Origin of the sequence: Chitinophaga sp. (assembly GCF_019236475.1) — a bacterium.
Taxonomy (GTDB): domain Bacteria; phylum Bacteroidota; class Bacteroidia; order Chitinophagales; family Chitinophagaceae; genus Chitinophaga.
The window spans coordinates 374,154-387,744 of record NZ_JAFAIX010000004.1 but is presented as its reverse complement, the minus strand read 5'-3'; the positions used below and the strand labels follow the sequence as shown (position 1 = coordinate 387,744).

The 13,591-nt window shown below is 45.5% G+C and carries 9 protein-coding genes; 1 reads left to right on the top strand and 8 read right to left on the bottom strand.

Annotation, left to right across the window (positions count from 1 at the left end; genetic code table 11):
- Positions 1-76: 76 nt before the first annotated feature.
- The 8 genes from JO154_RS05630 to JO154_RS05595 form a co-directional block, all read right to left on the bottom strand.
- Complete coding sequence (locus JO154_RS05630; RefSeq protein WP_291942692.1) at positions 77-667, bottom strand: sigma-70 family RNA polymerase sigma factor; 591 nt, start codon at positions 665-667, stop codon at positions 77-79.
- Positions 668-861: 194 nt separating this feature from the next.
- Entirely contained in the window at positions 862-3,114 is a 2,253-nt protein-coding gene (locus JO154_RS05625) for a hypothetical protein (RefSeq protein WP_291942690.1), read from the bottom strand.
- A gap of 287 nt (positions 3,115-3,401) precedes the next feature.
- On the bottom strand, positions 3,402-4,520 hold the full coding sequence (locus JO154_RS05620) for a TlpA disulfide reductase family protein (protein WP_291942688.1): 1,119 nt from the start codon (positions 4,518-4,520) through the stop codon (positions 3,402-3,404).
- 30 nt (positions 4,521-4,550) lie between these two features.
- A complete protein-coding gene (locus JO154_RS05615; RefSeq protein WP_291942686.1) occupies positions 4,551-5,990 on the bottom strand; it encodes a RagB/SusD family nutrient uptake outer membrane protein in 1,440 nt (479 codons plus the stop codon).
- A gap of 24 nt (positions 5,991-6,014) precedes the next feature.
- Positions 6,015-9,266: a SusC/RagA family TonB-linked outer membrane protein gene (locus JO154_RS05610; protein ID WP_291942685.1), complete on the bottom strand. Its 3,252-nt coding sequence runs from the start codon at positions 9,264-9,266 to the stop codon at positions 6,015-6,017.
- Between the two features lie 347 nt (positions 9,267-9,613).
- Complete coding sequence (locus JO154_RS05605; RefSeq protein WP_291942684.1) at positions 9,614-10,810, bottom strand: FecR family protein; 1,197 nt, start codon at positions 10,808-10,810, stop codon at positions 9,614-9,616.
- Between the two features lie 62 nt (positions 10,811-10,872).
- On the bottom strand, positions 10,873-11,469 hold the full coding sequence (locus JO154_RS05600; protein WP_291942683.1) for an RNA polymerase sigma factor: 597 nt from the start codon (positions 11,467-11,469) through the stop codon (positions 10,873-10,875).
- A 121-nt stretch (positions 11,470-11,590) separates the two neighbouring features.
- Positions 11,591-12,190, bottom strand: a complete 600-nt coding sequence (locus tag JO154_RS05595) for an RNA polymerase sigma factor (protein WP_291942682.1) — start codon at positions 12,188-12,190, stop codon at positions 11,591-11,593.
- A 173-nt stretch (positions 12,191-12,363) separates the two neighbouring features.
- Between JO154_RS05595 and JO154_RS05590 the strand changes: the two genes are divergently transcribed.
- Positions 12,364-13,545 (top strand): FecR family protein, encoded by a 1,182-nt coding sequence (locus JO154_RS05590; RefSeq protein WP_291942680.1) that lies wholly within the window; start codon positions 12,364-12,366, stop codon positions 13,543-13,545.
- Positions 13,546-13,591 lie beyond the last annotated feature (46 nt).

The window sequence follows — 13,591 nt, the reverse complement described above, 5'->3', positions numbered from 1 at the left end:
CCAACAAAAAATATCCTCTGCTCGGGTGCAAAGATTTTTTAAAAAAATTTTCAGTTGTTAGGGAGACACGGATGCCTTAACGGGCCAGGGGCAATACCAGTGCCAGAATGATGAGGAGTTCCTTGTGTTTAAGGGCATATTCTCTTAGAAAACGGTTGGCCTTTACAATATGGTCACTGATGGTGGAAACGGAAATACCCAATAAGAGACTGACTTCATTATAACTTTTCCCTTCCATCTTACACAACTCAAATACCTGTCGGCGTTGCACCGGCAGTGCAGCCAGTGCCCGCACCAGGAATACGGATTCTTCGCGGGAAACGATGGCCTCTTCAATATGCGCATAGGCCCCATCTTGGTGATTGGCCAGCTTCTTTAATAATGCCTGATGACGCCCGGCCTTGGTGTAAAAATTGCACACCATATTTTCCGCGATGCGAAAAAGGTAAGAACGAAAAGATTTTTCTATATCTATGCCTGCACGATGCTCCCAAATTTTAATAAAGACCTCCTGCAGGATTTCCTGTGCGATGGTTTCAGATTTTACCAACTTTAGCAAATTGCCATACAGCCGATGGCTATACAGGAAATAAATTTCCCGGAAAGCGCTTTCATCGCCACTGGCTAGTCCTTTTAATAACTCTTTTTCATTTTGGACAGTTGCCATCAATTGATTACTTATTTTGGAAATATCAGCAAAGGTGTCAGGACATATATTATGGTCGATGGGATGATATATCCCAGGCACGATTTCGTACTAGCATAAGCACTAAAGTTATTGGATTATTTTAGCAATTACTTCCAGTAGCTTACCCATTACTTCCTCATTTTTCACCTTTACTGTTGTTCCTTCTGCGGCGATTAATGTGACGGAACTGGTTGGAGTACCAGCGTCTCCCCAGCCAAAGTCTGCATACTTAGCCATTCTCCTGCTGCTTTCCTTGTATCACGCTTATTTGAGTGAATTTCCACCTCCACGCCAGGCCATGGATTATGCAGTTGCAATGGTCTCCCTTTTTCACTTTTCACCCGCACATAAATAACTTGACGGTCCTTTTTAGCAGCCGATACTAGGAAGGCGCCATTCGCTCGCAAGTTTTCAAATTGTGCATCTTTATTTTCTGGCCAGCCAGCGAAAACGCGCAGCCCTTTTCCATTGGACATGCAAAGCATTTCATTCACCGTATTCGGGACGGTGCTACAATTTTCAATCCCATGTGGGTTATTGAGCTGGAAGCCATTCGGATAAGTATGTTTACTATACGCCTGGAGCTCTTTCCAGATAGTATCTGCCGGATAGCCGATGCGTATCGCAGCAGGGAAAAAGCTATTGGACCCATTAAAATCGCGCCAGCGCTTCATAACATCAATAGTATTAAAGGCGGTATGAAGTAAGGCAGTATCACTATCGAGTCCAATTTGGCCGGCGGGATAAATATGCTGAATGCCGAGGGTATTATCCCCCCACCAGGCAGTACCTTCAGACGTATATCGGAACACCTTTCTACCGTTCATGATTTGTTCCGGATAGTCCGCCATTTTATCTCGCATGGATAACCATTGTTCTTGTAATTGGCTGTCTTTCCCCAGGAATTTCGCCATATCCGTTGCTGTTGTGAATACCATTCTCACCAATCCCAAAGAGAGGATAGGATTCACGGTGCCGATCGTTCCTTCATGGATAGCATCATTTTTTATGATATATCTACCGTTTTCCAGTTGTAGGTAATTTCGCCAAAATTCCGCCACTGCCTTCACGTAGGGATATACCCTTTTGGTGAATGCTGGGTCGTAGGTAGTGTAGAATGCAAAAGACAAATTGGTAACACCGTAGGCCGCATTACTTTTCTGTCCGAAGAAAAGACCGGCATCTTCTACTTGTCCGTCAGAGATATAACCGGGATGCTGCCGTTCCATGATACCGTTTTTCCGCGTGGTTTCCATACCGCATGGACCGATTCCTACGGGATATAATATACCGTCTGCAATACCGGTAATGCGAGTTGAATAATATTTTCCTCTGGCCATGAAATCCAGCAGCGGCGCTTCATAAGGCGTTGCTTGTTGGAGATGGTTGCTGGAATAGAGGGCATAAAATGGAGCGATGTAATTATAGTTTAGGTGATAATCCCCATTCCAGGCGGGAATTTCATGCGTGATCCAGGTTCCAAATATTCCGGGTGGAAATTTAGGATCGCGGCTACAGGCGGCCATGGTGTACTGTGATCTGTAATATTGCGCTTCAATTACATCGTCAGGGATGGATACATAGCTTTGATGCCAAAAGCGATGCCACCAATCTTTATGGGCTTTTTCGACAGTGCTGATCGTTGCTTGGTTCGCCTGGCGTAGTGCCTTTATCATTTGGTCTGTGGCATTACTTCCTTTGAATCCGGATGTAGTGGCACAAATAATTGTTCTGGATTCGCCGGGCTGTAGGGTAATCTTCCCGGAAACGCTTCCGGTTATACGAAAAGCAGCTCCTGCATTGGTTTTTATATCTACGTCCTTGTAAAACCCACGTTTCAACCATTGTATACCTCCTGGGGCCACGCCTTTTGTAAGACTATCTGCAAATGGATGGTCTCCTTTTTCTGGTGGGAACAATGCGATTTCGCCAGTCAGAGTAGTATGTCCGGTATTCTTTAATGTAATCGTTAACCAATCTTGCTGTGCAGCTACCCAGGCCACCATTTGCAATGACGTATCCCCCTTCCTAAAATCCCCTGTGGTGATCGCATTATAAAGATCTTGTTCCACATGATAGGTAGCGGATTTCAATGCAGGGATCTGAATTACCAGGCTGCCAAGTGGCGCTGGATAGGATTCATCAAACGCCGACTTCAAGCGCCAAAAATCATTTCTTGCCAGGTAAAAAGACAATCGATCTGGAGGCCCTCCCAGCGCGGCGGCGGCGGAACCGTTTCCTAGCAATGGGCCGTCTACAGCGGTATTATTAGGCGTTTTTGCGGGAACAGTGTTAAATACTGATGTATGCCGACTGATAACCCGCTCCGCTATATCCTGCGCGCTCAGTTCTAAATGTATCGAACAGCATAAGGTTAAACAACAGATGAAGCGGAGCGTATTAAGCCATCTAAATGATATTATCATGTGGAATTTATTAAGGAAAACGGAAACCCTAAATTTCGGGGAGTACCCAGTATTTTACTACAAGGATATTGACATAATTATATGCTATTTATACTTAATGGGGTTGTATAAAAAAACGGGCAATGACGTCTGCGACGTCATTGCCCGTTTTTTATTTTTTGTCGTCCCTGCCCGATGGGCAGGGACGACAGAGAGGAAAGAGATTACAACCACTTCGTACTTTGATCTTTTTCATTGTCCTTACCGATAGGCGGGGACGACAGATGGGAGCGAATAGTATTATAATATTAAGGCAGTAATTCTGCCAGCTTTTTCTCTAATGCTTCTCCCCTCAGGTCCTTCGCGATGATTTTACCCTCTTTATCCAATAGCAGATTGGCGGGAATGCTTCTGATACCATATTGCAGGGCCACTTCATTTTTCCAGTATTTGAGATCAGATACATGCGTCCAAGTGAGTTTATCCGCTTCGATGGCTTTCTGCCAAGCCTCTTTATTCTGGTCCAATGAAATACCTAAAACAGTAAATCCTTTGTCTTTATACTGCTGATACACTTTTACCACATTAGGATTTTCACCCCTGCAAGGGCCACACCAAGATGCCCAGAAGTCAATCAGTACGTATTTGCCATTAAAGTCCGACAAACTTACTGGATGACCAGCAACATCATTTTGTGTAAATCCTGGCGCCTTGGCTCCTACAGCAGTAAGCTTGGCGATGTCCAATCGTTTGGAAAAATCAACTCCTGCTTTGGTGCTTTTAGTAGCGGCAGATAAGCTATTAAAAAGCGGCAGAATAGTAGCATAATCAATACTATTGCCGGCATAATCTCTTAAGGCTTGCAGGCTGAAGAAACTTTCCGGATGTGCTTTTACAAAATCAAGCTGCAGTTTTTTCTTCTCCTCAAAGAGCGGAGCAGCCACTCCCATCAGGCTATCGCGCAGAGCGGTACCTTTTTTCTCTTCATCCGTAGCGCGTGCCCATCGGGCATCCAGACTTTTCATCACCGGATCAATAGAAGCAAAATGTTGTTGGTAAGCATGATAGGCATCATTGATAGGAGAATTTTTAATCACCGCATTTTTTATGGAGTCATTGGCCATCAATTCAAAGCTACCGCGTTCAATATAGCAGGTGATAGCATCCATTCCTTTCTGAGAGCCGTCTCCAGCATGGTCTATGGAAATTATGGCCATTACAGGATCTGTAACGGCACCTTTGAAAGTAAACCGCCCTTTCTTCATCAGGACAGAGTCCAGCACCGGACCATTTGCATTGCGATAAGACAGGTAAGCTTTTGCAGGCGAATTGAGTTTTCTAATGCTACCTTTAATCGTGAAAGTAGTATCCTGTGCCATCATCACCATTGGCAAGAGCAATAGGGAGGAAAATATTATTTTTTTCATTTGTCGAGTAATTTAGACGAGTAATTTTTGTTAGTTATTGTAAGCGTCATTTTGTGTGAGCGTTGGATTTGCCTTAATTTCCAGGTCGGGAATAGGATACAGTACTGATCCTGGTTTCCAGGCGCCTGGAGGTGAAAAGGGTTGTAATACGGCAGCGGCACGATTGGTTCTTTTCAGATCTAGCCAACGATGTCCCCACTCGGCGAAAAACTCAGTTTGACGTTCCTTTTCTACCGCTTGCAATAGGGATGCGCCATCGGCTGCGGTGGTATTGGGCAAGCCCGCGCGACTACGAACTACATTTAGATCTGCTTGTGCCAAATCCGTTTTACCACCTTGTTGCGCCCTTGCTTCTGCTCTTATCAGGTATTGTTCCGCCAGTCGGAATACGATATAATATTCCGTGAGCGGGCCAGCGCCAGCCTTGTACTTAGCAGGATAGGCCCAGGATGGATTAGCGCTGCTGCTGAATCCAATCCAGGCAGTTTTGCGATTGTCGCCAGGTTCGAAAGCATTCAGTAACTGTTGCGACAATTCATAGTTAGGCCGGGTATTAGCAGCAGTAAGAAACTGCCCTCCTTCTGGTGTATTGGCATTAGCATACACCGGCTGTAACTGCCAGATCGCTTCTGTACTTTCTTTTTTAAATGCCAGCGCTGGCGTAGGGAGTACCGTGCCATAGATGCCGGAATTGATGATAGCACTGGCTTCAGTCTCTGCTTCTGCCCAACGTTTATTATACAGGTATGCTCTCGCCAGTAATGCACTAGCGGTATAACGGTTAGGACGCAGCTTTTCAGCGGTTGGGTATTTCTCCGACAACATCGTTTCAGCCTCTTTCAAATCCGTGATGATCTGATTCCAAACAGTAGCTGCCGGCGTTCTTGGTCGGTTCATATTTGATTTATAGTCCGTATTTAATACCAAGGGGACATCCCCGAAGAGATTCACCAAGTAGAAGTAACAAAAAGCCCTCATAAACCGTGCTTCTCCTCCTAATTGGGCTTTTGTACTATCAGTCATACCTGTTGCCCTACTGAGGCCTTCCATGATGGCATTGGCGCGGTAAATATATTGGTACCCATCCGACCAGAAAGCACCAACGTACCTATTATCAGGTGTAAGGGCATGATCGGAAAATTGCTGGTAATATGGCGCAGTGGTATTGTTCTGCGTCCAGGTCATTTCATCGGCAGACATACCAGCTAATGAAGACATCGTAAAACAGACAAAAGAACCATTACTGCCATACTGGTCATTCATCATATCTATATAAACAGAGAGCATGGCCGCTGTTGCGGATTTGTCGCTGGTAAATATCTTATCACTGGTCAGGATGTCCGGAGGATTCTCCACTGTCACAAATTTCCGGCAGGAAGGAAATACCATTATCCATACAAGGCAATTTATCATCCACCACCAACGGGTTTTCAGGATGAATGAACGTTTGCTGGTTTGTATATTTTTCATGATTATTACTTTTTAATGAAACAATTAAAACGCTACCTGTGCCCCCACTGTCAACATTCTCATAGGTGGCATGGAATTGAATGTCATGGTTTCTGGATCGCCAGTTTTATAATGGGTGAAGGTGAGTAGGTTTTGTGCCTGTAAATACAGTCGGAGATTATCTGCTTTTATGCGTTTGATGATACCTTTATCGAATTGATAAGACAACGACACATTTTTCAAGCGCACGAAAGAGGCATCGGTGATGCGAGCTTCTGAATAGTTAGCGTAATAGCTGTAGGTGGTTACTGCTGTACCGGTTGTAGTAAAGCGCTGCACATCGGTGATATCGCCAGGATGTTGCCAGCGGTCAAGTACAAACACCGGTTGATTGGTTCTGGCACCAGGAGCCTGGAACTGGATACTTGATTTACCTTTTTGTTTTACGAAGTGAAAAAAGAAATCCAGGGTCCAGTTTTTATACGTAAGGGTATTCTGCAGGCCACCGTATTGCCGTTGTGCAAGATCATATACGGCAGTCTGGTCTTTGGGAATAGACATACCACCTAGTTTATATACACCTGTTTGCGGGTCTACGCCATCAAATCTGATCCATTTGGAAATAGTAACTGGTTGTCCGATTGTCCATACACTGGCATAATAGGTATCCTCCAGGCCAGGATAAGCGATCAGTTTATTACGAGGGATAGTGATGTTAAAAGATGTTTTCCAGTTAAAATTTTTTTGCGCTATGTTGGTAGTGCTCAACATCAGCTCCCATCCTGAGTTCTGGAGGATGGCATCGCGATTGGCATTCACATAATCGAAACCTACCTGTGAAGGGAGGGTGAGCCCTGTTAACTGGTTATCTGTTCTGTTGAGATAGTAATCGGCACTAAAATAGATGCGCTCTTTCAGGAAAGAGAGTTCCAAAGCGGCCTCCCATTTTTTGTTACGTTCCCAGGCATAATTGGGGTTATCAAGATTCGCTGGATAAAGGCCGCTCGCGCCCTGATATGGTAATGCCGAAGTGGTAGATGCCCAGCGGGAAAGGTATTGGTAATCCCCGATGCGGTCGTTGCCGGTAACACCCATACTCGCTCTGAGTTTGGCGAAGCTGATGAAGGAAAAATTTTTCATGAAGTTTTCTTCAGAGAATATCCAGCCAGCACCTACCGCGCCGAAGGTTCCAAATTGTTTGCCCGGACCAAATCTGCTGGAACCGTCGTGGCGGGCCGAGATATTCAACAGGTATTTACCGTCCCAGTTTAAACTCACTCTTCCGAACATTGCAGCATAGTGATATTTACTATAGGCACTGGTCACGCTTTTAACGGAGGCAGGACCAGGCGTTAGTAACAGATCATCATTGGCATATCCGCTGGCACTGATTTTCGTTTCCTGGTTCAGTTGTTCCTGGAAGCTACCGCCCACCAATACTTGTATCCCAGCTTTTCCCAGGTGTTGGGAATATTCAGCCTGTGGCTCTATTATCCAGTTGCGGGCATTCTTGGTGAAAAAGTCGGCCGTACTATTGAGCGTGGCGCTATAAGGGCTCTGAGATTTGATAGGATTGGTGGTTGTTTCATCCAGTCTGAGGGAATTGTATCCGGCATCCAGTTTTAGTTGGAGTCCTTTGATTACCTCATAACGCAGATTCATGCTACTGAGCATATTCTCTGTATTGGCGATGAACTTTTTAAAAGTATAGGCCAGTGGATTGGAGAAGTTGATACCCTTATCGCGCCATACCAGGTTACCGCTTGAGTCCAATGGATAAGGGGCATTGGGTATTACTGTGAGAAACTGCATCAGGTCTGTGGTAGTGATATTGTTTTTATCGGAGCTGAAGCCACCGCTGAACGAGATGGAAAACTTATTATCGGAAGATCGGTGTGACATGTTAGCATGTACATTCGCTCTATTATCGGGCATATTGCCGTAATAAATAGGCGTTTCCCGATGGAAGCCTGCAGCCAATGATACCTGGGTTTGTTGGCTACCGCCAGATACCCGTACTTGCGCATCATTGCTGCGAGCTTGTTTGCCCAACAACAATTTTCCCCAATCGGTATAACGGGTAGTATCCCAAACCATCAGGTCCGTTGCATTCGACGTGGTAGGAATGATGCCATCATTATTGAAGGCTTCTTTACGCATGGCCACATATTGTTGTGTATTTAGCATTTTGGCGATACGTGTAGGCCTGGCCCATCCAGTATAATAGCTAGCATCTACGGAAGTCTTACCGGCTTTGGCTTTACGGGTAGTGATAAGCACCACACCATTTGCGCCACGAGAGCCGTAGATGGCAGTAGCATCCGCGTCTTTCAATACTTCTATACTTTCTATGTCTGCTGGATTAATAGTAACAAATGGGCTAACACCAGCACTGGCGCCCATAAGGCCCCCCATGGTTTGAGCAGAGATGCCGCTGGCAAAGGTGACGCTACCAAGCGAGTGTGCGAAAGGCACGCCATCAATGACATAAAGTGGATCTGATCCGGCCCCTAATGTATTTTTGCCACGGATAGTCACGCTTACTGGGGCTCCCGCCAAACCGCTGGTTTGTGATATCTGAACGCCTGGTAGTCGGCCACTAAGTGCCAGTAGCGGGCTTTCCACTGGTTGTTTACGAATATCTTCCCCTTTTAATTTGGCAATACTCCCAGTGGTCAAACGTTTTGTGGTAGCACCGTAGGCGATGATCTGAATATCATCCAGTACGCTGGTAGCGCGGGATAGTGGAATCACCAGATTACCGCTTTTAATCATGGCCGCGGTCACCGTATATTCTTTCTTTTCATACCCGATGAAACTGATTACCAGTACGTCTCCGGCGTTTACAGCAATTGTAAAAGCGCCGTCTGCATTGGTAACGCCGGCCTGCTTTCCGCCCTTTACAGTCACAGAAGCGCCGGGGAGCGGTTGTCCATCAGTCCCTGTGATATGGCCAGTGATGGGTTGTGTTACGTTATTGATGACCGCTGTCAGCACATCTAACGGTTTGGCATATACGAAAATGCTTTTCCCTTTTATGCTATATTGGAGCGGTTGTGGTTGGAAGATGTCGGCCAAGAATTTTTCCAGTGACACTTCTTTTTCATTCGCGGTGACGGGATGAGATTCCCGCAGTAGCGCCTCAGTATACATGAAAACGTATCCTGTTTGTTGTTTAACAGCGGCAAACACTGTTTCCAGGGGTACATTTTTTCCTGAGAAACTGATGTTCTGAGAGACTCCGTTTGCATAAACATGTAGCAATCCGGTGGTCAATAGCACCATAGTTAATTTCATCGTGATCAAGATTTTGGCAATGTCAGGGCGCCACCTGGCCCTCCGCGTGCAATTCGCAGAATTTTGCATAATTTCGAGTTGTTTGGTTGATAAATAAGTCGTCTTTACAGGACCTTCATTTCTAATCAGCCAGGCCTTTAGCCGGAAGTGTTAGCGCACTTCCGGTTTTTTTCTGGTAGATTTTTTTACGGGAGACACGAGTCTTGTTGTTGCTATTGTTGGTTTTATGGAAGGCACAAGCATTCCCTTGACGGGTTGCTGCAGCAATACCGCCAGTTTCTCCTACTTAAGCCGTCCGGATTATTTATTTAGTAATAGTTGATATTAAATGTTCATTGTTCTTTTTGTTAGCTGCTAACTACTAATACGTTGCCTTCCATTCGGCATTTCACGCCCATTGCCTTCAGCATTTCCATAACATCCGAGAAATTTACATTTTTATACATCTCTCCTTTAAAAATCACATCAGGTACAGGTCCTTCATATTTTACCTGGATATTGTACCATCGTTCCAGTTGCCGCATTACGGTATAAATATCTGCTCCATTGAAATTGAACAGGCCATTCTTCCATGCCAGTACTTGTTCCAGGTCAGGATGAGCGTTTATACTAAGTGTAGCATCCTTGTTGTTAGCGAGGGCCTGCTGGCCAGGTGTCAATAGTTGGTCGGTATTACTGGTACTGACTTTTACACTACCTGTTACCAGGGTAATTTTCGTGTATCGTTCCTCGTTATATGCGTTAATATTAAAACTGGTACCCAGCACTTTTATAGCCACCCCATTTGCCATTACGGAAAAGGGATGATTGGCCGATTGCGCCACTTCAAAATATACTTCTCCTCTAACGGTTACCTGGCGCTCTTTCCCGGTAAATGCCGCCGGAAAAACGATGGCAGATGCTGCGTTAAGCCAGGCTTTCGTACCATCGGGAAGTATTACCTGATAGTCGCCCCCTGATGGGGTACTGACGGTATTCCATAACGTAGCGGCATTAGTTCCTGGTTGCTGCTGATAAGCCAGTTGTCCGTTGCCCAGCTTCAAAATTTGAACATTTCCTTGTTGGGCAATATTGCCCTTTGCGGCATCATCCAGGGCAATGGTACTGCCATCAGCAAGTGTCAGCATGGCTTTGTGACCTCCTGGCGCAATATTCACGGCCATTCCCCCCGTATTTTTCTCTAATGGTCGTTTGCGAAGGGTGGAGAAATAAATAGCCGCAGATACACCACCGATCAACAGCAATGCAGCAGCTACCCTAGTCCATCTTAACTGGAAAACACTACGGGAAGGCGCAACAGGAGTGATTTCGGCAGCCTTCATTTTCTCCGCAAGCTGCTGATGCAATCGCGCACGTACATCCGGTAATTCTTCCGCTACCACGTCATACCTACCAGTATGAAGATCTTCCAATAAGCAATCAGCTACTTTGCCGGACCACACCGGATCACGTAGGGCAGCCAGCAGCCGTTGTCTGTCTGCTGCTGAAATAGTGCCCATGGCATATTCGTCCAATAGTTGTTGTAATATTTCGGATGTCATCATAGCTGCTTATATATAAAGACCCATTTTCTCCAAAGGAGGGTGGTTCACTTGGAAAGTTTTTTTTAACGTACCCATGTAGCGGCTATCAACGCCAGTACTAACAGCATGGGATGACCCTGAGCGGCCATATAATTCCTGAGAAAATGGAGGGATTTAACAATGTGTTCTTTGACGGTATTTCGGGAAATGCCCAGTTCCTGACAGATCTCATCATAGGATTTTCCTTCTATCCTACTCATGGTAAATACCCGACGGCGCATCGGAGGTAATTCAGCAATACCATTTAATAACAGGGTATGTACTTCCCGGAATTCAGCCTGCTGATCCGGCAGCCAGATGTCTTCTGCAACATGCACATCTTCCAAGGTTTCTGTTTCCTCCAGCTTCTGACGGATTACTTTAAATACTCTGTTTCGTGCTACAATAAACAGGTAGTTGTCGAAATGATCTATTGATAGGAGTTTTTCCCGATGATGCCACAGATCCATAAAAACATCCTGGGTGACTTCTTCCGCCTTTTGCTGGGATTTGGCGTAAGCCAACGCATGTCCATATATTCTGGTCCAATAACGATCCACCAGGATACTGAAGGCGCCTTCATCTCCTGCTGCTATCTGTTGCAGTAATGTTGACTCATTATACAAATCGCGCTGTTCCAACAATATTTTTCAATGAAGTTGTAAACATAAAGTAAAATAATGAGATACAGGAACGTTAGTGACAATTAGCCGGATTTCTGCTTGCTGTTGTTCCTTCTGGAAAGTGGCTATCTATCCTCATCTAGCATAACACTGTTCCACTTAGCAGTAGGAAGATGAGCAATCCCGGTGTTTCAGCAAGAAAAATGGTCAGCTCCCGGCGGATATTCCGCAAAGCCTGTGTCATATGATTTTGCACCGTGGAGATGGTAATATTGAGCTGACGCGCGATATCTTCCTGTTTCATACCTTCATCGCGACTAAGCGTATAAACAAGGCGTTGTTGCAGTGGGAGGCGGCTCACCACCATTTTCAACTTTTCCTGTATCTGCTTTTTTAACATCGCTTCATCGGCTGGAAGTCCGGGCAATGCTTCCTGGTATAATTCAGCCAGAATGAATGTTTCCTGTGCCATCCGCCGAATACCGCTAATGGCGTGGTTGTGTGCCATCTTATACAGATAGGCACTGAAATTATCTATCTCATTCAGTTCGGTCCGTCTTAACCATATTTTCAAAAAAACTTCTTGTACAACATCTTCCGCCGTTTCCGGGGAATCGGTGATACGCAAAATATAAGTGTAAAGTTTATTTCTCCAATCGTGAAAAAGATTGGCAAAAGCTATTTCATTGCCCGCTGCCACCTGCATCAGCAGGTTCTTGCCAGTGTAGGCACCTTTCATACGTGAATTGTCAGTCGCGGTTAAGTGGAATGTTACCAAGGTAAAGTAAAGTAAAAATTATATGAAAACCAATTCTCTCCTACATGGGATAAGAAAGCATAAAAAAAAAATCACAATAGCACTAGGAGTTTCTTTTCTCCCATGCGTCATACCCTCCAAAAAGCGGATAATAAATGGATGACCTGTATGCGCAAACGTTGATGGACCGATTGTTCCGGGGAACTATCACCACGGAGGAGAAAAAGGTATTGGCCTCCTGGATCGCAGATCCTGCCAATGGAACAAGACTCGAAGAACTGATGGAAATCCATTGGCAGCAGCAGGACGCGTCTCACGCCCTACCTGACGACCGGGCGCAACAAATGCTGGCAGCCATACATGCCAAGCCTGTCAAACCGTTAACGCAGCGACTGCGGATAGGACGCGCTGCGGCAGCAATAGTATTGCTGGTATCGGTGGCAGGGGCAGGTTATCTCTTTTTCAAATCCTCCCTACATCAGAAATCCCCGATGGCAAACGTTGTTAGCCACCTACAACCTATACAAGCACCTGCCACTGTCAAAGCAGTGGTTACACTCAGCAATGGCCAACAGATCTCGCTGGATAGTCTTGCTACAGGCGCATTTGCCACTCAGGGCAATGTACAACTTACCAAATCCGCTCATGACGATATCGCTTACCAGCTTAAGCCCGGAGACAATGACCTGGCCTCCGGGACCAATACCATCACCAATCCTAGAGGCAGTAAAGTGGCTACTGTAGCACTTTCCGATGGATCACGCGCATGGCTAAACGCCGGCTCCTCGTTACGCTATCCCGTGGCTTTTACCGGCCACGAAAGAAAAGTGGAGATGAGCGGCGAAGTATATTTTGAAATCGCCCCCAAAGCAGCACAACCATTCATCGTAAAAAAGACCAACGATGGCGCCGAAATACAAGTACTTGGAACACATTTCAATGTAAATGCTTTTGATGATGAAAAAGAAATGAAAGTAACCTTACTAGAAGGGGCGGTACGGGTAAAGAACAGTGGCAGCTCAAAAGTACTGACAGCAGGGCAACAAGCCGTAGTGAGCAGCAATGGCGACATTAGGCTTCAACCAGATGCAGATACAGAAGAAGTGATGGCATGGAAGAATGGCCTGTTTAATTTCAACAGCCTGGAATTACAGGAAGTTATGCGCCAGGTGAGTCGCTGGTACGATGTGGAAGTAGTATATCAAGGCAACCAAAGTAACAGGCATTTTACAGGTATTGTAAGCCGTAACAAAGACATATCGGAAGTATGCAAGCTAATGCAACTGGCCGGGATTCAATTTAAGATAACAGGAAAAACGATTGTCGTGGAACAATAATGCATTAAAAAAAGAAAGGTCCAAAAAGAACCGCTCCGTGTGGAAG